This is a genomic window from Streptomyces sp. NPDC030165 (assembly GCF_055573595.1).
The window spans coordinates 318,976-338,486 of the sequence record NZ_JBVIBD010000003.1; the positions used below are offsets into that span (position 1 = coordinate 318,976).

The window sequence follows — 19,511 nt, forward strand, 5'->3', positions numbered from 1 at the left end:
GGCGCCGCCGGTCAGGCCCTCAGCCGGCGGCGTCCGGCCGGCCGGACCCGAGCGGCCCGTACATCTCGGCGAACGCCATGTCAGCACACCGGCCCAGGCTCGTCAGCAGCCCGGCGGCGTTCTCCTGGGCCGCTGCGGGCGCCTCCGGGCCGGCGTACTCCTCCAGCACCAGATAGGCGTCGGGCTCGGGAAGGGTGAACCAGCGGTAGGTCGGGCCGACCGGCTCAGGGCCGGCCGCCTCGTGCAGAGCGGTGGCACTCCGCTCGGTGCCGTCCTGCCGGCGGTCCCGGACGTCGAACCGGGCACGAACAAAGATGCTCATGCCCGGCACCCCATCACAACATCCGCGCTCGCGGTACGGCGGCGTCCGAATCCGCTCTCCGGATGCGGTATTCCGGCGACCGCTTGCCAGTCAGGCATATGCCGTGGTCAGGCCGCCAGCAGCGGCCCGCCCGCCGCGAGGGTCTCCGCCAGCCGTTCCCGTGCCGCCGTGTCGCACGGCACCGCCGCGTACTCGGTGCCACGCGCCGTCCCCCACCGCCGCGCCACCGCCGCCGGGTCCTCGCCCAGCAGCAGCCCCGCCGCCTGCGCCGCCGCGCCCAGCGCGACCAGTTCGCGGGCCTCCGGCACCACCACCGGCCGCCCCGAGAGGCGACGCACGGTGTCCCGCCAGGCGCCCCCGCGCGCTCCGCCGCCGATCAGCAGCAGCGGCGCGTCGGCCGCCACGTCCTCGTCCACGATCCGGTCCAGCGCCTGGAGCAGCGCGAACACCGCGCCGTCGTACGCCGCCTGGAGCAGCTGGCCGCGTGTCGTGTCGTGCCGCAGGCCGTGCAGCAGCCCGGACGCCTGCGGCAGGTCGGGCGTGCGCTCACCGTCGAGGAAGGGCAGCATCACCGCCGACCCGCCGGGCTCGACGTCCTCCCGGTCCAGGCCGAGCAGGGCGGCGACCCGGTCCACGGCCAGCGTGCAGTTCAGGGTGCAGGCCAGCGGCAGCCAGTCGCCGCGCGCGTCGGCGAACCCGGCGACCGTGCCCGTCGGGTCGCCTGCCGGGCGCCGGGTGGACACCGCGTAGACCGTGCCCGAGGTCCCCAGGCTCAGTACGGGCTGCCCGGGGCGCAAGCCCAGTCCCAGCGCCGCCGCCATGTTGTCGCCGGTACCTGCGGCGACCAGCGCGCCCTGCGGAAGGGGCAGTTCTCCGGCCTGTACGGTGCCCGCCGCCTCTCCCGGCCGCGCCACCCGCGGCAGCGCCTTCGGGTCCAGACCGACGTGCCCGAGGATCTGCTCGTCGTACGCCTCGCCGGCCGGGGACCACCAGCCGGTGCCGGAGGCGTCGCCGCGGTCGGTGACCGCTTCGCCGCTGAGGCGCTCGGTGAGGTAGTCGTGCGGCAGCCGCACCGCGGCCGTCGCGTCGGCCGCCGCCGGCTCGTTCTCGCGCAGCCACGCCCACTTCGTCACGGTGAACGCCGGCAGCGGCACGCTGCCCACCCGCCGCGCCCACGCCGCCGGCCCGCCGCACTCCGCCAGCAGGCGCCGGTGCTGGGGCGCCGACCGTACGTCGTTCCACAGCAGCGCCGGACGCACCGGCCGCCCCGACGCGTCAAGGGTGACCAGGCCGTGCTGCTGGCCCCCGACGGAGACGGCCGCCGCCTGCCGCGCGGCGTCACCGCACTGGTCCAGGGCCTCGCCGAGCGCCCGCCACCACTGCTCGGGGTCGCTCTCCTTGCCCGCGCCGCCCGGATCCGTACCACCGGCCGCCGTACCGCCGGTGACCACGTGCGGAGCCTGGCCGCGTGCCACGACCTCGCCGGTCGTGGCGTCCACCACGAGAGTCTTGGTGGACTGGGTGGAGCTGTCCACGCCGACGACGAGCGGTCCCGCTGCCTGTGTGCCCATCGCGTTCTCCCTCTCCGCACCGCGGGGCGGTCCCGCCGGATTGCCGGGCACCACACCCGTCGCGGGGCTTCCCCGGCGTGCTGCCGCATATTAGTTTGGGACCGCCGCAATTTGTAAAGCGCCATGACGAATTGGTGAGTCGGCCGAGGGAGCCCTGATGAGCTACCAGCCCGTGCCCGCGGACAGATTCAGCTTCGGCCTGTGGACGGTGGGCTGGCAGGGCCGCGACCCCTTCGGGGACGCCGTCCGCCGCCCGCTCGACCCGGTCGAGTCCGTCCACCGGCTGGCGGAACTCGGCGCGTACGGCGTCACCTTCCACGACGACGACCTGATCCCCTTCGGCTCCGGTGACATCGCGCGCGAGGCCGCGGTCAAACGCTTCCGCCAGGCGCTGGACGCCACCGGCCTGACCGTGCCCATGGCCACGACCAACCTCTTCACCCACCCCGTCTTCAAGGACGGCGCGTTCACCGCCAACGACCGCGACGTCCGGCGCTACGCCCTGCGCAAGACCCTGCGCAACATCGACCTCGCGGCCGAGCTGGGCGCCCGTACGTACGTGGCGTGGGGAGGGCGCGAGGGCGCGGAGTCCGGCGCGGCCAAGGACGTGCGCGCCGCACTGGACCGGATGAAGGAAGCGTTCGACCTGCTCGGCCAGTACGTCGCCGAGCAGGGCTACGACCTGCGGTTCGCCATCGAACCCAAGCCCAACGAGCCGCGTGGTGACATCCTGCTGCCCACCGTCGGCCACGCCCTCGCGTTCATCGAACGGCTGGAGCGGCCGGAGCTGTACGGCGTCAACCCGGAAGTCGGCCACGAGCAGATGGCCGGGCTCAACGTCCCGCACGGCATCGCCCAGGCCCTGTGGGCCGGCAAACTCTTCCACATCGACCTGAACGGGCAGTCCGGCGCCAAGTACGACCAGGACCTGCGCTTCGGCGCCGGAGACCTGCGCGCCGCCTTCTGGCTGGTGGACCTGCTGGAGACAGCGGGCTACGAAGGGCCCCGGCACTTCGACTTCAAACCGCCGCGAACCGAGGACCTGGACGGGGTCTGGGAATCGGCGGCCGGCTGCATGCGCACCTACCTGATCCTCAAGGAGCGCGCCGCGGCCTTCCGCGCCGACCCTGCCGTCCAGGAGGCTCTGCGCGCTTCCCGGCTGGACGAGCTGGCCCGCCCCACCGCCGAGGACGGGCTCGCCGGCCTGCTCGCGGACCGTACGGCGTACGAGTCCTTCGACACCGAGGCGGCCGCCGCCCGCGGCATGGCGTTCGAACGTCTCGACCAGCTCGCCATGGACCACCTGCTGCGGGCGCGCTGACCGCCCCGGACGGCGGCCCGTTCACCCGAACAGCTTGCGCAGGAAACGGATCTCCTCCGTCCGCTGGTGCCCGCCGCCGCCCTCGTGCCCGTTGAACCGCCACAGCCGCAGCTCCTTGGCGCCCGCGTAGTGGTGGTACGCGGCGAAGCCGGTGGAGACGGGCGTGACCGGGTCGCGCAGCGCCGTCCCGAAGAGGGCGGGGGCGCTCGCGCGGGCCGCGAAGTTCAGGCCGTCGAAGTGGTCGAGGGTGTGCAGTGCGGCCTCCACCTCGGTCCGGGCGCCCGCGAAGTAGCGGGAGAGTTCGCCGTACGGTCCCTCGTCGGTGATCTCCACGGCGCGCCGGACGTGCGTCAGGAACGGTACGTCGATCAGCGCGCCCGCGAGCCCGGGCACCAGCCCGGCGACGGCCAGCGCGATGGCGCCGCCCTGACTGCCGCCCGCCACCACGACGCGTTCGGCGTCCACCGCCGCGTGGCCGCGCGCTGCCGCCACGGCCCGTACGCCGTCGGTGTAGACCCGGCGGTAGTAGTACTCGTCCGGGTCGAGCAGCCCCTGCGTCATCTTCCCGGGGACACCCGGGTGGGGGAAGCCGACCGGGTCGGGGGTGTCACCGGGCCGGTCGGGGCCGCTCTGCCCCCGGGTGTCCATGACCAGCGTGGCGTAGCCCGACACCGGCCACAGCAGCCAGTCCTGCGGGTGCAGCCGACCGCCACCGTACCCGATGAACTGCACGACACAGGGCAGCGGACCGCTCGCCTCACGGGGCAGCAGGAACCAGCCCCGGATGCGGTGCCCGCCGAAGCCGGAGAACTCCACGTCGTAGGTGTGCAGCAGCGACAGTCCCGCGTCGGTCTCCTCGAAGCGCGCGTCGAGGTCGTACGCACCGGCCTCGTCCAGCGTGCGCCGCCAGAACGCGTCGAAACCGTCGGGTTCGGGCAGCGGCGGGCGGTAGCTGCGCAGCTGGGCCAGGGGCAGATCGACGAACAAGCGGTGCCTCCAGGTCGGGAGCGGGCGCCGGGAGCGTGGCAGCCTCCGGCGCCCGCCGGATACCGGGCGCGCAACCTACCAGTCGCCACTCGACGCCCGCTCGGTCACGGCTCGGGCCGCTCCTCCTCCGGGACCCGCGTACCGGCCTGCGACACCTCGCTGATCCCGGCGGCCGCCGGGTCGAGCACCCGGGCCAGGAACGTTCGTGTCCGCTCGTGCTGCGGATCGGCCACCACCCGCTCCGGAGGCCCCTCCTCGACGATGACCCCGCCGTCCATGAAAACCACCCGGTCGGCGACCTCCCGCGCGAAGCTCATCTCGTGGGTGACGACGAGCATCGTCATACCGTCCTGGGCGAGCGAGCGCATCACCGCCAGTACGTCGCCCACCAGCTCCGGGTCGAGCGCCGAGGTCGGCTCGTCGAAGAGCATCAGTTCCGGCTCCATGGACAGCGCGCGGGCGATGGCCACCCGCTGCTGCTGGCCGCCCGACAGCTGCGCCGGATAGGCGGGCTCCTTGTCGCTCAGACCGACCCGCGCGAGGTTGGCGCGGGCGATCCGCCGGGCCGCCGCCCGGTCGCGGCGCAGCACCCGCCGCTGGGCGATCGTCAGATTCTCCAGGACGCTCAGGTGCGGAAAGAGGTTGAAGGACTGGAAGACCATCCCGATCCGGCGCCGGACCCGGTCGATGTCCACATCCGGATCGGTGACCTCGGTGCCCGCCACGGTGACCCGGCCCGCGGACGGCTCCTCCAGCAGGTTCACGCAGCGCAGCAGCGTCGACTTGCCCGACCCCGAGGGGCCGATGACGCACACCACCTCGCCCCGCTCCACGGTGAAGTCGATGCCCTTGAGCACCTCCAGCGTGCCGAAGGACTTGTGCAGCCCCTCGACCTCGATCGCCCGTCCTGCCGTCGCCGGCTTCCCGGTGCGCACAGCGGTCACCTCGCCTTCGCGGTACGGGCCTCCAGCCGCCGGACCAGCTGGCCCAGGGGGAGGGTGATGACGAGGTAGAGCAGGCCGGCGATGAGGATCGGCGTCAGGCTCTTGTGCTCGTTGAGGGCGTCCCGCCCGAAGTTCGCCAGCTCGAACTGGCCGAGCGACAGGCCGAGCAGATAGACCAGCGAGGAGTCCTTGGTGAGCAGGATCAGCTCGTTGGTCAGCGGCGGCAGGACGATCCGGAACGCCTGCGGGATGACGATCGAACGCATCGCGCGGCCCGGCGACATCCCCAGCGAACGGGCCGCCTCCGTCTGCCCCTTGGGTACGGCCTGGATGCCGGCCCGGATGGTCTCCGCCATGTACGCGGCGCCGACCAGGCCGAGCGAGAGCATCACGGTGATGTTCATGTCGAGCGAGACCTCGAAGGCAAGCGGCACGCCGAAGCCCAGCGCGATGAAGACCAGCAGCGCCGGTACCCCGCGGAAGAACTCGATGTAGGTGACGGCCAGCCAGCGGTACGGCGGTACCTGCGACAGCCGCATCAGCGCCAGCACCAGCCCGAGCCCCAGGCCGAACCCGAAGCCGAGCAGGGTGTACAGGACGGTGTTGACCAGCGCGGTGGTGATGATCTCCGGAAACAGCGCCTTGGCGACCGCCACGTCGAAGAACGCGTGGCGCAGCGTCCCCCAGTCGGCGACCAGGGCGAGCACGAGCACGGCGGCGGCCAGCACGGCGTACTGGACGCCGCGCAGGAGGCGGGCCCTCCGGCGTCGGGACAGGGGCATCAGCGTCGGCTCCTCATGCTGCCTGCGGAATCAGCCCTGCTGGGGCGTGGTGCCGAACCACTTCTTGTAGATGCGGTCGTAACTGCCGTCGGAGCGCGCCTTCTTCAGCACTTCGTTGATCTTCGTGCGCAGCGCGTCGTTGCCGGTGCGCACCCCGATCCCATAGTGCTCACCGGTGTCGAACTCCGCGGTCACCGCCGTGTCCGGGTTCTGCTTGACGTAGTCGAACAGCACCCCGTTGTCGTTGATGCCCGCGTCCACCTGCCCGGACTTCACGGCCGTGAGCAGCAGCCCCAGGTCCTCGAACTCGACCAGCTCCACTCCCGCGCCGTGCTTCTTGGCGTACTCGGCGCCGGTGGTGGCCTTCTGGTAGCCCAGCTTCTTGCCCTTCAGGTCCCCGATCTTCTTGTAGGACGCGCCCTTCTTGGTGATGAGCGCCTGGGTGGCGTTGAAGTACGGGTCGGAGAAGTCCATGACCTGGTCACGCTTGGCGTTGATGGTCATACCGGCCGCGGCCAGGTCGCACTTGCGGATGTTGAAGTCCTGGCCGGTCTCGATGCCTTCGAAGGGCGTGTTGACGATCTCCTGCGGCACCTTCAGTTCCTTGGCGACCAGGTCGACCAGGTCCACGTCGAACCCGACGATCCTGCCTTCCTTCTTCACCTGGAACGGCGCATACGGCAGATGGGTGCAGGTCTTGAGCGTGCCGGGGGAGACGAGCTGGACGCCGGAGGCCGACTTCCCGCCGGCCCCGCCGCCGGACTTCGTGCTGGTGCAGCCCGTGGCGAGCAGGGCGGCGGCCGCGACGAGGGCGGCCGTGGCGGACATCGAGGAACGAACGGACACGGGTCCTCCGGATCAGGATGCGGCCCAACACTCACCGGTCGGAGGTGAGTTGGCTGCATCCTGCCACCGGCCAGGGCCGATGTCGCCGCCACCGGTGTTGCGACCGGGTAACGACCCGGTCCCGTTCCGTGCCGCGTACGGCGCCGTACGCGGCACACACAAGCCCTGACGACTCCCACCCCCCCGCACACCAACACCCTCCCATCCCCCCGCTTCGCCTCCACGCCGCCCCTCCCCCCCATCCCCCCCCCCCCCCCCCCCCCCTCCCCCTCCCCCCCCCCCCCTCCCCCCCCCCCCCCCCCCGGAACCGTCCGGCCGGCTGCCGCGCCGCCGCACGCGAACGCCCTCAGCCCGCCAGTTGCCGCGCCAGCGCCGCCACCGCCTCCGGCCCCACCCGGCAGCAGCCGCCGACGAGCCGGGCCCCCGCGGCGGTCCAGGCCGCGACCCGGTCCGCGCTGAAGGCGGGTGTACCGCACCAGGCGCGCGCCTGCGCGTCCCAGCTCTCACCGCTGTTCGGGTAGACGGCCACCGGCTTGCCGGCCGCGCGGGCCGCCACGGCCACCGCCCGGTCCGCGTCCTTCGGGGTGCAGCAGTTCACGCCCACCGCGACCACCTCCGGGACGTCCGCGGCGAGCGCGAAGGCGTCCGCCAGCGGCTGCCCGGCCCGGGTACGGTCACCGGCCGCGCTGAAGGACAGCCAGGCCGGCACGCCGAGGCCGCGTACCGCCCGCAGCAGGGCCCGCGCCTCGTCCGCGTCCGGCACGGTCTCCAGCGCCAGTACGTCGGGACCGGCCGCGGCCAGCACCTCGAGACGCGGCCGGTGGAAGCGCTCCAGTTCGGCCACCGACAGCCCGTAGGCGCCCCGGTATTCGGAGCCGTCCGCCAGCATCGCGCCGTACGGGCCGGCCGACGCGGCGACGTACAGCGGCCCCGCCGTACCGGCCGCCGTCGCCTGCCGCGCCGCCTCGCGCGCCAGCTCCACACTCCGCCGCAGCAGCCCGGCGGCCTCCGCCGCTCCGACGCCCCGCTCGGCGAACCCCTCGAAGGTCGCCTGGTAGCTGGACGTGATCGCCACCCGCGCGCCCGCCTCGTAGTACGCGCGGTGCGCCGCGACCACGGCATCCGGGTCCTCGGCGAGCAGCCGCGCCGACCACAGCGCGTCGCTGAGATCGTGCCCGGCGGACTCCAGCTGGTTGGACAGCCCGCCGTCCAGGACGAGCGGGCCCGCGGCGAGCGCGGCGGTGAACGAGGGGGCGGCAGCGGTGCTCATGGCGCCCAGCCTCTCACCCGGACCCGCCTGCTCGCCTGTCCGTGACCGACCTCTCGCCGGGCCCGTTCCGCGCCTGTCCCACGCCTGCCCCCGTGCCCGGCCGTCCGGTTCACTGCGCCTGGACGGCCTGGATGTCCAGCTCGATGCGGATGGTGGCGCCGATGGCCGCGATGCCCCGCGCGAGCATCTTGCGCCAGTCCAGGGTGAAGTCCTCCCGGTGCAGCTCGGTCACCGCGGCGCACGCCGTACGCGTCTCCCCGCCCATGCCCGTGCCGAGGCCCAGGTAGCGGGTGTCCAGCTGCACGGACCGGCTGACGCCGTGCAGGTGCAGCACTCCCTGCACGGCCCAGCGGGCCCCGCCCTTGTGCACGAACCGCTCCCCGGTGAACTGCAGGTACGGGTAGCGCGCCACGTCCAGGAACTCCGCCGAGCGCAGATGGTCGTCGCGCATCTTCACGCCCGAGTCGATGCTCGCCGCGTCGATCGTCACCTCCACCCGGGAGTCCCGCATGTCCGGCGCGATCCACAGGCCGCCCTCGAAGTGGTTGAACCGGCCGTGGATCTCGGCCAGCCCGATGTGCCGGGCGGTGAAGCGGATGGACGAGTGGTCGGGGTCCAGCCGCCACTGCCCCGGCGTGGGCAGCTGCGGCGCCGGGGCCGGTTCCAGTTCCAGCGTCCGCGGCGCGGTCCGCTGCCCCTCGGTCACCAGACTGTCGAACCGCTCCGGGCGGAAGCCGTCGCAGGTGACCACCACGTGGTACGCGGCGGGTGCCAGCGTCGCGGTGAACATGCCGTTGGGGTCCGTCTGGCCGCGCGTGATCTCGGTGCCCTCGGCGTTGCGCACCGATATCCCGGCCCGTGCCATCGGCAGCCCGACGGGGTCCTGGACGCTGAGGTCCAGGGCCCCGGCACCGCGCGGGATCGGGGCCGGGGCGGGGGCACTGCGGGCGGAGCGGTCACGAAGGCGGGTGAGGATGGCGAGCGCCATGGCAGGACGGGGCCTCTCGGTCAGTTGTGTCGAAAAAGGTGCATCTCCATCCTGTCATTGGTTTAGACCGCCGAGGACGACAGCTGTCAATACCCGTCGAAACGTGAAATTCATCGCACCGGACACAAGGTGATGGCGAACCGGGTGGGAGTCACCGTCAGCTCGTGCTGCGGCAGCACCCCGGGGCCGCAGGAAGCGCTGCCGATGCCGTGCTGGGCGTGGTCGAGGTGGAGCCAGGTCCAGTCGCCCGGGGTGAGGTCGGTGGTGTGCCGGGCGGCGTCCAACTGCTCGCTCGTCCAGCGGCGCGCGCTGAACCAGAAGAACGGCTCGCCCTCGGCGCGCAGGCCCGAGCCGCCGCTGCGGGACAGCTCCACCCACCGCACGTCCGCGCGCGCCCCGTTCTCCTGCGGACGCACGTACGGCGTCTGCAGCGCGTCCACCGACATGCGCCACAGCCCTGTCCGCGCCGCCGCCTTGGTGTCCGGATACGCCTCGCCCGGGCCGCCGCCGTACCACCGCGCCGTCGAGAGGCTGCCGCACACGCCCAGCCGCACGCCGAGCCGGGGCAGTGGGCAGGGCCAGTCGCCGTACGGGCGGACCGTCACCTCCAGCCGCAGCCGCTCACCGGCGGCGGTCCAGCGGTAGTCCGTGCCGAGGGCGAGGTCCGTGCCGGCCGGCGCGACCCGGGTGCGCACCACCACCGCGTCGCGGTCGTGCTCCACGGACGCCACCCGGTGCCGCATACGGTGCAGACCGATGCGGCGCCACTGCTCGGCGCGGTGCGGGCCCGGCTGCCAGGGCGCACCCTCGTCGTTGTCGGTCGGCGCCCGCCACACGTCCAGCCGGGGGCCCGACAGATGGCAGCCGTCGAAATACCGGAGCACCCCGGTGGTGGCGTCGAAGGCGCCCGGGCCGAGGAGGATGAGGTTGCCCTCGCCGCGCCGGGGAGAGCCCTTCGGGGCGGCCGGGCGGGGCTCGGGGCGCGGCGGTGCGGCGGGCAGCTGTCCCCAGGCGACCTCGTGGCCCGCCGCGGCCCAGGAGGTGTCCTCGGCGAGTAACGCCCGCACCGTCCACAGGGCTTCGCGGCCGCGCCGCCCGGCGGGCTCCGGGGGCAGCGCCACCTCGGCGGACTCACCAGGGGCGAGCGGCGGTACGGCCAGCGGCCCCTCGGCGAGCACTTGGCCCTCGGCCTCGTAGGACCAGCGGAACGCCAGGTGGGCCAAGTCGCTGAAGTCGTGCAGGTTGCCGATCCGGACCGCGCGCGGGCCCTCGCCCTCCTCGTGGTCCTCCGCGCCCGTACCGCCGATCCGTACCGGTTCGACGACCTTCTTGAACTCCACCAGCCCCGGCGACGGCACCCGGTCGGGGAAGACCAGCCCGTCGCAGACGAAGTTGCCGTCGTGCAGCTCCTCGCCGAAGTCGCCCCCGTACGCGTGGAACACCTGGCCGTACGGGGTACGCTGCCGCAGCCCGTGATCGATCCACTCCCACACGAAGCCGCCCTGGCAGCGCTCGTACGTCTCGAAGAGCCGCTGGTACTCGCTCAGCCCGCCGGGCCCGTTGCCCATCGCGTGCGCGTACTCGCACAGGAGGAAGGGCAGGGCGCGGCGCCGGGCGTCCGCCGCCGGATCGGCCAGCGGCTCCTCCTCCCGCCGGCCGATCCGTTCGACCTCGGCGTGGTCCGCGTACATCCGGGAGTAGACGTCGGTGTCGGCGCAGGACGGGTCGCCCTCGTAGTGCAGCGGGCGGGACGGGTCGCGGTCGCGGGCCCAGGCGGCCATCGCGGACAGGCCGCGGCCGGTGCCGCACTCGTTGCCCAGCGACCACATGATCACGCTGGGATGGTTCTTGTCCCGCTCGACGGTCCGGCGCATGCGGTCCAGCAGCGCCGGGGTCCACGCGTCGTCGTCCGCCGGGTTGTCCCGCCAGTCCTGCTGCCCGAAGCCGTGCGTCTCCAGGTCGCACTCCTCGACGACCCACAGGCCCAGCTCGTCGCAGAGGTCGAGGAAGGCGGGGTGCGGCGGGTAGTGGCTCGTACGGACCGCGTTGACGTTGTGCTGCTTCATCAGCAGCAGGTCGCGGCGCATCGCCTCGGGGCCCAGCGAACGGCCGTGACGCGGGTCGAATTCATGCCGGTTGACGCCGCGGAACAGGACGCGGCGGCCGTTGACCTTCAGCAGGCCGTCCTCGACGCGTACGGTACGGAAGCCGATGCGCAGGGGGACGCGCTCGCCGGGTGTGCGCAGTTCACCGTCGTACAGCTGCGGGGTCTCGGCCGTCCACGGCGTGACCGGCACGGTCGCGCTCTCTCCCGTCGCCAGGTCCAGCCCGAGCGCCGGAACGGTGATCCGGCCCGCCGGTGCGCAGTCCACGCGGAGCGTGCCGTGGCCGGTGCGGTGGTCGTACGAAGCGTGCACGAAGTGGTCCAGGACGGCGCCCGCGGGCCGGTGGTGCAGCGTGACATCACGGAAGACGCCGGGCAGCCACCACTGGTCCTGGTCCTCCAGATAGCTGCCCGAGGACCACTGGTGCACGCGGACGGCGAGCACGTTGCGGCGCGCCCGCAGCAGATGTCCCACCTCGAACTCGTGCGGCAGCCGACTGCCTTTGAAATGCCCCAGCTCCCTTCCGTTGAGCCACACCCGTGCACAGGACTCCACACCTTCGAAACGCAGCAGGGCCGGTCCGGGTTCCCACTGTGCCGGGAGGTCGAAGGTGTGCCGGTGGTCGCCCGTCGGGTTCTCGTCGGGCAGCCGCGGCGGATCGACGGGGAACGGGTAGCGGGTGTTGGTGTACGCGGGCGCGCCGTGGCCCATGAGCACCCAGTGGCCCGGTACGCGCAGGCCGGTCCAGTCCGTGTCGTCGAAGTCCGGCCGGGCGAAGGAGGTGTCAGCGGACCGGGCGGTCGGCAGGAGCCGGAAACGCCACGTCCCGTGCAGCGGCATCCGCCGCGCGTCAGAACGGGCGAACCAGGCACGCGGCGGGCGGCACCCCCGGCCGGGCGACACGTCCTCGTAGTACGGGAGGTGCTGTGGGGGGCGGGGGACGGGCGGGGCGGCACCGGGGCGCGGTGCCGGGACGGGGGATGACGCGGGGGTGGTGCGCTTCTCGGGGGCGTGCCCCTCGCGGGCGGCTGTCACGTCTTCGGTGTGCTCGGCGTCGGGTGCGGTACGGGGGCCGACGTGCTCGGCGTCGGGCAGGGGCAAGGGTCCTCCTCGCTGCGGGGACACGGCTGGGGCGTGGGGGATCACGCCAGCGAACCACGCGTGGCGGCGCGCCGCGACCGGATACGAATGATTGACCGCTGAAGCATTCGCTCCGCGTCGTACATGTCCGTGAGCGCCCGCATACGTGCCGGGTCCCGAGGCGGCCCACCTGGCCCCTCGCTCCTCGGAGGCGCGTTTCGGGTCCCCCGGTGAGAATCGGCCGTCCCCGGGCACTCAGGCAGCATGAACGATTCACCGAAGAACCCGGACCCGGTACCGGAGCGCACCGCCGGCCTGGAGCCGGGCGGCGGAGTGCCGCCGGGCGAGACACCGCCCGCCGAAGGCAGCACCCCGGACGCCGGGCCCCAGGAGACCCACAACCCCACCCGCGGTTGGTCCAAAGGACCGGTGCTGGCGCTCGCCGTCGTGGTCGTCCTCGTCGCCGCCTTCTTCATCGCGCGCATCTGGGGCGTGTAGCCCGGCGACAGGCACGCGGGCGGCGCACGGCAGCGGTCAGGAAGGCTTGCGCAACGGTCCCGTGTAGTCACGGAACAGCAGAATCCTGCCGTCCCGGATGCGGAACACCTGCACCGAGCGGCCTTCGAACGCGTCCCCGCGCCCCACACCCTTGGTGAGCGTCTCCGCGACGACGACCTCCGGGTCCTCGGTGCGGTGCACGGCGAGCGTTTGGAGCGTGTCGATGCGCATGGCGGCCATCGCCGCCCGCGCGAACGTACGGATCGTCTCCCGGCCCTCGATACGGTCGGGCACGTCCGGGCCCGCGAAGGGCAGCTCGATCACACCGTCCGGCGCGAACAGGTCCGCGAAGGCGTCCGCGTCCTGCCCCGTGATCGCGGCGCACCGTTGTTCGAGGACGTCCAGGGGGCTCACAGCAGGCACGTTCCCTCCCGATCGGCCGCACGCCGGGCCGGCGGTCCGCGCGTCGGCCTCTGACGCCGAGCAGAGTAGCGCCGCGCCGTACGGGCAGTCAGCACGCGCGGCACGAGAGGCGGCCCGCCGGCCACCGCCCTCCTGTCCGGGAGACGCCTTCCTCCCGGCATGAGGGCCCCGGCCGCCCACCGCCGCCCCGCCCGGCCCCGGCCCTCACCGGTTACCCGTCTGCTTCCCCGCCCCCGCGCACCGCCGCGAGGGCCGCCGCGGGATTCTCGGCCGCCGGTCCCGCGGGTGCCCACTGCCCGCGCTCCTTCAGGTACGGCCACCACCGGCCGTCACGCCCGTACCTGAGCTGGGTGCCGCCGCCGACCACGGTCCAGCGGTTGCGGTCGTGGCGCAGCCGTGGTTGCGCATCGTCGTCTTCCCAGGCGGTGGCGAGCTGGGCCGTGGCCCGGGCGAGCGCTGCCGGCTCCGGTGTCCAGTCCTCCTCCAGGGCCGCGAGGGCCGGTGCGCCGCCGTACTCCCACGCCCGTACGGCCAGGGCCAGCGCCTTGGCCGTACGTCCGGAACCGGACGCCAGCCGCGCCGCGATCCGCGGGTCCGGCCCGGCCGCTGCCAGCCGTACGGCGTCCTGTGCGCAGGTCAACGCCGGCTGTGGCGGCGCGTCGGCACGGCCGGGGGCCAGCGCGTCGGCCAGCAGCCGCTGGGCGCGCGCTGCCGTGTCGCCCACCAGGAACTCCAGCGCCGGCACGTCCACTCCGGGCGCCGGAGCCGTCCCTCCTCCGAGGACCGGCGGGGCACCCGGCTCGTCCACGGCCGGCGGGGGCGCGGGCAGCGGCGGCAGGATGTCGCGCGCCGCGTACGCCTCCGCCGCTGGTATGCCTGCGGCTGCGGCTGGTCCCATCGCGGACTGACTGGACGCGAGTTGCTCAGCGGCTTCCCGCGCGCGCATGGCGGTGCGGGCCTGGAGGTCGTCCAGCAGCTCCTGTTCGCCCCGCCCCCGCATCAGCAGCAGCACGAACGGGTCCTCGTCCAGCAGGCGCGCCGTCTGGTGGCAGAGTGCGGCAGTGTGGGAGCAGTGGTCCCAGGCCCCGCAACCGCACTCCGCCTCCAAATCACCTATACCGGGGAGCAGTTCGATGCCGGCGGCGGCCGCGTCCTCCACCAGGTGCGGCGGCATGTCGTGGTCCAGCAGCGCCGCGATGTGCCCGGCCCGGTCCGCGACCAGGTCCAGGAAGCGGTCCCAGTCCGCCGCACCGAGCTCCTGGAGCAGCACGTCACAGCGGTACGGCGTACCGTCGCGGTCCTGGACGACCGCGGTGATCCGCCCCGGCCGCACGGAGACCGCGCCCACCGCACCCGCCCGCGCGTGCCGGCGGCCCTGCTTGACCTGCTGGCCGTCCAGTGCGCTGTCCGCCAGCGCCTTCAGCCAGGCCAGGCCCCACCAGGACCGCGCGAAACCGTGTCCGCGCGCCGGCGGGAGAGGGGCGAAAGTACGCTCCCGGACCCGATCCGGTGGATACGCGTCCTTCTGGTGCGCCGCACGCGTGTGGTCATGGGTACCGTTCATCGCTCGCTCCCTCGCAGCGCCACCAGGTCCGCCAGCTCGGCGTCGCTCAGTTCGGTCAGCGCGGCCTCACCGGAGCCGAGCACCGCGTCCGCCAGCCGCTGTTTGCGCGCGAGCATGGCGGCGATCCGGTCCTCGACCGTGCCCTCGGTGACCATCCGGTGGACCTGCACCGGCCGGGTCTGGCCGATGCGGTATGCGCGGTCGGTGGCCTGCGCCTCGACCGCCGGGTTCCACCAGCGGTCGAAGTGCACGACGTGGGCGGCCCTGGTCAGATTCAGCCCCGTACCCGCCGCCTTCAGGGACAGCAGGAACACCGGCACCGCGCCCTCCTGGAAGCGGCGCACCATCTCCTCGCGCCGCGCGACCGGCGTGCCGCCGTGCAGCAGCTGCGTGGGCACACCGCGCCCCGCCAGGTGCGTTTCGAGCAGTCGCGCCATCCGCACGTACTGCGTGAACACCAGCACGCCCGCGTCGTCCTCGGCGAGGATCGTCTCCAGCAGCTCGTCCAGCAGCTCCAGTTTCCCGGACCGGCCCGCGATCAGCGGCCGCTCCTCCTTGAGGAACTGCGCCGGGTGGTTGCAGATCTGCTTGAGCGAGGTCAGCAGCTTGACGACCAGGCCGCGGCGCGCGAGGCCGTCCGCCTCCGCGATCTCGCCGAGCCCCTCGCGCACCACCGCCTCGTAGAGCCCGGCCTGCTCATCGGTCAGCGCCACCGCCCGGTCGGTCTCCGTCTTCGGCGGCAGTTCGGGCGCGATGCCCGGGTCGGACTTGCGGCGGCGCAGCAGGAAGGGGCGGACGAGCCGGGCCAGCCGGTCGGCGGCGGCCGGATCCGTACCGCCCTCGACGGCCGTGGCGTAGCGCTCGCGGAAGCGGCCCAGGGGGCCGAGCAGGCCCGGGGTGGTCCAGTCGAGAACGGCCCACAGTTCGGACAGGTTGTTCTCGACCGGCGTGCCGGTGAGTGCCACCCGGGCGCCCGCGGGAAGGGTGCGCAGCGCCTTGGCCGTCGCCGAGAACGGGTTCTTGACGTGCTGCGCCTCGTCCGCGACGACCAGCCCCCAGCGGGTCGCCGCGAGCTTCGCCGCGTCCAGCCGCATCGTGCCGTACGTGGTCAGCACGAACGCGCCGTCCGCCAGACCGGCGAGACTGCGCCGGTCCGCGTGGAAACGGCGCACCGGAGTGCCGGGCGCGAACTTCTCGATCTCGCGCTGCCAGTTGCCCATCAGGGAGGCCGGGCAGACGACGAGCGTGGGCCCGGCGGAGGCGGGGTCGGTCTGCCGGTGCAGGTGCAGGGCGATCAGGGTGATGGTCTTGCCCAGGCCCATGTCGTCGGCGAGACAGCCGCCGAGGCCGAGCGAGGTCATGCGGTGCAGCCAGCCGAGACCGCGCAGCTGGTAGTCGCGGAGGGTGGCGGCGAGGGCCGGTGGCTGGGCTACGGGCGGTTCGGGGGCCGCGGCCGGAGCGTCGGCACCCGGACCGTCGGATGCCGATCCGGACGTACCTGCTACGGACGCGCCCGGTACGGCGGTGTCCGGTGCGGTGAGCCGGTCGCGGAGGCGGGCCAGCCAGCCGGACGCCTGCACCTCCACCCGCTCGCCGTCCTCGGACTCGGCGGTCCCGGTGAGCGCCGCGCCGAGCGCGTCGATGGGCGTCACCTTGCGGTCCTGACGGTCACGGGCCGCCCGTAGAGCCTCCGGATCGACGAGCACCCACTGCTCACGCAGCCGTACGAGCGGACGCCCCGCCTCGGCCAGCCGGTCCAGCTCCGCCCTGCTGATCTCCTGGCCGCCGACGGCGAAACGCCAGCTGAACGAGAGCAGCGCGTCGGCCGAGAGGAAGGACGGCAGGCCGGACGCCGCGCGGTCCTGCTGGGGAGCGTCGTCGTCCCGGTCCTGCTGCGCGTCCCGCGGCGCGCCGTCCCGGCCGGGCGGCCCTACCACGGCCCGGGTGCTGAGCCCGCGTACCAGGTCCCGGGGCCAGTGCACCTGCACGCCGGCGGCGGCCAGCGCGCGAGAGGCCGGACCGAGCAGCTCTGCGATCTCCTCGTCCGCGAGGTCCACCGCGTCCGGTACGGCGGCGGACAGCAGGGGTGTGAGCGGCGCCCAGGCAGCGGCGGCGCGGCGCAGCGTGAGCAGGGTGTCCATCCGGGCCCGCGGGCCGAACGCCTGCCCGGTGGAGGAGGCGCCCGCCCACACCTCGGACGCGTCGGCGACCAGAGCGGGATCCGTGAGGTCGTGCAGCTGGAGAACGGCGGTGAACCGGGCGCGGCCGGCGACGGCGGCCCCGGCCGGGCCGGTCTCCGATCCGGTGTCCGAACCGGGCAGCCCGGCGACCTCGACACGCAGGGAGATCCGTACGCCCGCGTCGTGCCCGGCCGCCACGTCGGCCGCCCAGTCGCGCTGTTCGGGGATGTGCTGCGGTTCGGCCGCGGCGAACGCCGGCCCGCCGGTGGCCAGGGCGGCGGCGGGGGAGCGGGGCAGCCCGTCCGCCACCGCGTCCAGGAAGTCCCGCACCAGGCGCTCCGGTTCCGGCAGCAGTACGGGGCCGGGGCGTGCGGGAGCGGGGCCTACGGGACCGGGGCCGGTGGCGTCGGCGAGCGGGACGGCGTGCGCCTGCGGCGGCAGCGCCGCGGCCAGTTCGCGCAGTCGCTCGACATCGGCGGGGTCGAGCGGCCCCACGCGCCACGCGTCATGACCGGAACGGCTCACTCCGGGCAGCAGCCGCCCACGGGCGACGAGTTGCAGCGCCAGTACGGCGGCGGTGCCCCAGAAGGCCGCGGCCGGGTCGGCGGTACGGGACGTACGGGCGCGGGTGAGGACGGGAAGGGCGTCAGCGACGGGCAGCACGACGGCCGGTACGTCGACGAGTTCGATGCCGTCTCCGTCACCGCTGTCGCTGTCGCTGTCGCTGTCGCTGTCGCCGGGGCCGGGGCCGGGGCCGGGGCCGGGGCCGGGGGCCGGGACGGCGACGGTCAGCGACTGTGTCGGCCACCCTGAGCCGGTTCCGCCGCCTTCGCCGTCCACCGTGCCGTCCGGATGCCGGCCATCCGGACGCCAGAACGCGACCCGTCCCGTACGGGACGGGTCGGCGGGCAGGAAGACCGCGGCGCAGCGCGCGAGCGTGGACGGTGGTGCGGAGGGTGCGGGTGGTGCCGAGGGAAGTGCCACGTGCGGCTAGCTCCTCAAGTTTGACTACTGGCGACCGGAGCGCCCGAGGGTACAGCACAACGGGAGCAAGCGCCGACCGTCGCCGTGGCGACCGGGCAGCCGGTCGTCACGTATGGAACCCATGGGGCCGAAAAGGCGTTCAATGGGGTACAGAGAGCGCGGCAACCGCCGCGGAAGGGACGTGAAGGATGTCCACGAACGCAAAGGTCGCCATCGGCGGCGTGGCACTGGGAGTGATCCTGCTGTGGCTGCTGCCGTTCTGGGCGGCGGTGCTGGTCATGGTCGGTGTGCCGGCCGTGGCGTATCTGACGCTGGACCCCTCGCAGCGGCGCAGGCTGCGCCGCGTGACCCGCAAGGAGGTAGGGCGCTGACCAGGTGGCCGGTGCCCGGGCGTCCGGCGGTGTGAGCCGGGCGGCCGGGCCGCGACGACGTCCCCTCAGCGGACCCGTGGGTGAACGGCTCACGGGTGGGGCGCCGCCACGGCTCCGGGCCGGGCCGTCAGGTCGACCGGGCTGCCACGCCGACCGGATGGTCACGCCGACCGGATCGTCATGTCCGCCGGACTTTCACGCCGGCCGGACCGCCAGCGCATCAAGTGCCTGCAGCAGTCCCGGCAGTTCGGGCCCGCGTCCCACCGGCAGCACTTCCCCCGGCTGCTCGTCCAGGAGGACGAACGCGATGTCGTCGGTACGGGCCACCATGCTCCACCCGGGCCCGTCCACGCGGAGCGTACGGGCCTCACCGGCGGCGAAGGCCGAGCGGACCCGCCCCGGCGGGGGAGGCTCCGCCACGTAACCGCGTGCCCCGGCCAGCGCGCGCCGCACCCCGGCGTGCGGCTGGGCCCCCGGAGCGACGAACGTGACGTCGTCGTCGACCTGTTCGCGCCAGGCCGCCCACTGCAACGCGATCTCGTCCGCGCCGAGCCTGCGCTGTGCCGGTCCCCACTGCGCGGCGTCCGGCGGCCTGAGCACGGCCGGACCGCCCTCCTCCGGTTCGGGGTCGTGCGGCGCCGGCACTCCCGGAGCCGCGACGGCGAGCGCGAGCGGCCAGCCGGGCAGCGCTTCGACCACGCTGTTCTCGTCCGGCGAGAGGTCGTACTCCATCCCGCAGTCCCAGGCCGCGACGGCGCACGCGACGAGCGAGACGTCGTCCGTCACCACCGTCCAGCGCGCGCCCAGCCCGTCCTGGCCGAGGACCAGGCCGTACCCCTGCTCGTACGGTTCGAGGCCGAGCCCGGCGCACACCTCCGGATAGTCGTCGCCGAGCACGCCCGGGAACTGCGCGGGCGTCAGCAGCACCGCCGTCAGCACGAGCAACTGGTCGTCGTCGCCGCTCTCGGGCGTGGCCCCGCCGGCGTTCCCGGCCGTGGACGTACCGGCGCTCTCGGTCGACACCTGGGCCTCCCCATCCGATGCGCTTCGACCCGCCCGGCCCCGGTCCGCCGCAATCGGCCCCGGGGCCGCCCGCGCCGAGCCGAGCCGGCCCGATCGTTCCGATCAGTCGTCTCAGTCGTCGGCGCACCCTAGTTGGCCGGACAGCAGGTTGTCACCAGCCGCACACCGCGGCCCCGGCCGTTTCCGCCGTGTTCCCGGCCACCCGGCGCCCTGACACCGGGCGGTGCCCCACCCTTTCCCACCTGCTCCGCG

The 19,511-nt window shown here is 73.9% G+C and carries 16 protein-coding genes; 3 read left to right on the forward strand and 13 right to left on the reverse strand.

From position 1 onward, the window contains the following. Window positions 1–19 precede the first annotated feature (19 nt). Both ACZ4Z1_RS07810 and xylB read right to left on the reverse strand, forming a co-directional pair. Window positions 20–322: a putative quinol monooxygenase gene (locus ACZ4Z1_RS07810; RefSeq protein WP_468485683.1), complete on the reverse strand. Its 303-nt coding sequence runs from the start codon at window positions 320–322 to the stop codon at window positions 20–22. 107 nt (window positions 323–429) lie between these two features. Continuing rightward, window positions 430–1,893 (reverse strand): xylulokinase, encoded by a 1,464-nt coding sequence (gene xylB / locus ACZ4Z1_RS07815; RefSeq protein WP_468485684.1) that lies wholly within the window; start codon window positions 1,891–1,893, stop codon window positions 430–432. A 157-nt stretch (window positions 1,894–2,050) separates the two neighbouring features. Between xylB and xylA the strand changes: the two genes are divergently transcribed. After that, entirely contained in the window at window positions 2,051–3,214 is a 1,164-nt protein-coding gene (xylA, locus tag ACZ4Z1_RS07820; RefSeq protein ID WP_468485685.1) for a xylose isomerase, read from the forward strand. A gap of 21 nt (window positions 3,215–3,235) precedes the next feature. Here the strand turns inward: xylA and ACZ4Z1_RS07825 are convergent, their stop codons facing one another. The 7 genes from ACZ4Z1_RS07825 to ACZ4Z1_RS07855 all read right to left on the reverse strand — a co-directional run bounded on the left by ACZ4Z1_RS07825 (window position 3,236) and on the right by ACZ4Z1_RS07855 (window position 12,237). Then, window positions 3,236–4,201 carry an acetylxylan esterase gene (locus tag ACZ4Z1_RS07825; protein WP_468485686.1) on the reverse strand — a complete coding sequence of 322 codons (966 nt, stop codon included), beginning with the start codon at window positions 4,199–4,201 and terminating at the stop codon, window positions 3,236–3,238. 104 nt (window positions 4,202–4,305) lie between these two features. Then, window positions 4,306–5,136: an amino acid ABC transporter ATP-binding protein gene (locus tag ACZ4Z1_RS07830; protein WP_468485687.1), complete on the reverse strand. Its 831-nt coding sequence runs from the start codon at window positions 5,134–5,136 to the stop codon at window positions 4,306–4,308. A 5-nt stretch (window positions 5,137–5,141) separates the two neighbouring features. Further along, entirely contained in the window at window positions 5,142–5,927 is a 786-nt protein-coding gene (locus tag ACZ4Z1_RS07835; RefSeq protein ID WP_468485688.1) for an amino acid ABC transporter permease, read from the reverse strand. Between the two features lie 30 nt (window positions 5,928–5,957). Then, entirely contained in the window at window positions 5,958–6,755 is a 798-nt protein-coding gene (locus ACZ4Z1_RS07840; RefSeq protein ID WP_468485881.1) for an ABC transporter substrate-binding protein, read from the reverse strand. 364 nt (window positions 6,756–7,119) lie between these two features. Then, window positions 7,120–8,043 carry a homocysteine S-methyltransferase gene (mmuM, locus tag ACZ4Z1_RS07845; protein WP_468485689.1) on the reverse strand — a complete coding sequence of 308 codons (924 nt, stop codon included), beginning with the start codon at window positions 8,041–8,043 and terminating at the stop codon, window positions 7,120–7,122. Window positions 8,044–8,152: 109 nt separating this feature from the next. After that, window positions 8,153–9,031: a YceI family protein gene (locus ACZ4Z1_RS07850; protein ID WP_468485690.1), complete on the reverse strand. Its 879-nt coding sequence runs from the start codon at window positions 9,029–9,031 to the stop codon at window positions 8,153–8,155. Window positions 9,032–9,141: 110 nt separating this feature from the next. Continuing rightward, window positions 9,142–12,237 (reverse strand): glycoside hydrolase family 2 TIM barrel-domain containing protein, encoded by a 3,096-nt coding sequence (locus ACZ4Z1_RS07855; protein WP_468485691.1) that lies wholly within the window; start codon window positions 12,235–12,237, stop codon window positions 9,142–9,144. A gap of 243 nt (window positions 12,238–12,480) precedes the next feature. Between ACZ4Z1_RS07855 and ACZ4Z1_RS07860 the strand changes: the two genes are divergently transcribed. Then, complete coding sequence (locus tag ACZ4Z1_RS07860; RefSeq protein WP_468485692.1) at window positions 12,481–12,714, forward strand: DUF6480 family protein; 234 nt, start codon at window positions 12,481–12,483, stop codon at window positions 12,712–12,714. Between the two features lie 36 nt (window positions 12,715–12,750). On the opposite strand, the gene ACZ4Z1_RS07865 is transcribed toward ACZ4Z1_RS07860, so the two are convergent. From ACZ4Z1_RS07865 to ACZ4Z1_RS07875, 3 genes are all read right to left on the reverse strand, one after another. Then, window positions 12,751–13,137: a nuclear transport factor 2 family protein gene (locus ACZ4Z1_RS07865; protein ID WP_468485693.1), complete on the reverse strand. Its 387-nt coding sequence runs from the start codon at window positions 13,135–13,137 to the stop codon at window positions 12,751–12,753. 211 nt (window positions 13,138–13,348) lie between these two features. Beyond that, window positions 13,349–14,701: an SWIM zinc finger family protein gene (locus ACZ4Z1_RS07870; RefSeq protein ID WP_468485694.1), complete on the reverse strand. Its 1,353-nt coding sequence runs from the start codon at window positions 14,699–14,701 to the stop codon at window positions 13,349–13,351. Beyond that, window positions 14,698–17,865, reverse strand: coding sequence for a DEAD/DEAH box helicase (locus tag ACZ4Z1_RS07875; RefSeq protein ID WP_468485695.1), 3,168 nt, complete (start codon window positions 17,863–17,865; stop codon window positions 14,698–14,700). Before ACZ4Z1_RS07875 ends, ACZ4Z1_RS07870 begins: the two co-directional genes overlap by 4 nt. A 188-nt stretch (window positions 17,866–18,053) precedes the next feature. Here ACZ4Z1_RS07875 and ACZ4Z1_RS07880 point away from each other — a divergent pair, with 188 nt between their 5' ends. Further along, the gene (locus ACZ4Z1_RS07880) at window positions 18,054–18,236 is read left to right on the forward strand and encodes a hypothetical protein (RefSeq protein ID WP_468485696.1); all 183 of its coding nucleotides are present in this window, start codon (window positions 18,054–18,056) and stop codon (window positions 18,234–18,236) included. Between the two features lie 195 nt (window positions 18,237–18,431). Here the strand turns inward: ACZ4Z1_RS07880 and ACZ4Z1_RS07885 are convergent, their stop codons facing one another. After that, window positions 18,432–19,259: a hypothetical protein gene (locus tag ACZ4Z1_RS07885; RefSeq protein WP_468485697.1), complete on the reverse strand. Its 828-nt coding sequence runs from the start codon at window positions 19,257–19,259 to the stop codon at window positions 18,432–18,434. Window positions 19,260–19,511: the final 252 nt, after the last annotated feature.

Excerpts from the sequence above, each read along its gene's own strand:
- xylA (WP_468485685.1), top strand. The coding sequence starts at position 2,051 with ATGAGCTACCAGCCCGTGCCCGCGGACAGATTCAGCTTCGGCCTGTGG.
- xylB (WP_468485684.1), bottom strand. The coding sequence starts at position 1,893 with ATGGGCACACAGGCAGCGGGACCGCTCGTCGTCGGCGTGGACAGCTCC.
- ACZ4Z1_RS07870 (WP_468485694.1), bottom strand. The coding sequence starts at position 14,701 with ATGAACGGTACCCATGACCACACGCGTGCGGCGCACCAGAAGGACGCG.
- ACZ4Z1_RS07860 (WP_468485692.1), top strand. The coding sequence starts at position 12,481 with ATGAACGATTCACCGAAGAACCCGGACCCGGTACCGGAGCGCACCGCC.
- ACZ4Z1_RS07880 (WP_468485696.1), top strand. The coding sequence starts at position 18,054 with ATGTCCACGAACGCAAAGGTCGCCATCGGCGGCGTGGCACTGGGAGTG.
- ACZ4Z1_RS07810 (WP_468485683.1), bottom strand. The coding sequence starts at position 322 with ATGAGCATCTTTGTTCGTGCCCGGTTCGACGTCCGGGACCGCCGGCAG.
- ACZ4Z1_RS07850 (WP_468485690.1), bottom strand. The coding sequence starts at position 9,031 with ATGGCGCTCGCCATCCTCACCCGCCTTCGTGACCGCTCCGCCCGCAGT.
- mmuM (WP_468485689.1), bottom strand. The coding sequence starts at position 8,043 with ATGAGCACCGCTGCCGCCCCCTCGTTCACCGCCGCGCTCGCCGCGGGC.
- ACZ4Z1_RS07835 (WP_468485688.1), bottom strand. The coding sequence starts at position 5,927 with ATGCCCCTGTCCCGACGCCGGAGGGCCCGCCTCCTGCGCGGCGTCCAG.
- ACZ4Z1_RS07840 (WP_468485881.1), bottom strand. The coding sequence starts at position 6,755 with ATGTCCGCCACGGCCGCCCTCGTCGCGGCCGCCGCCCTGCTCGCCACG.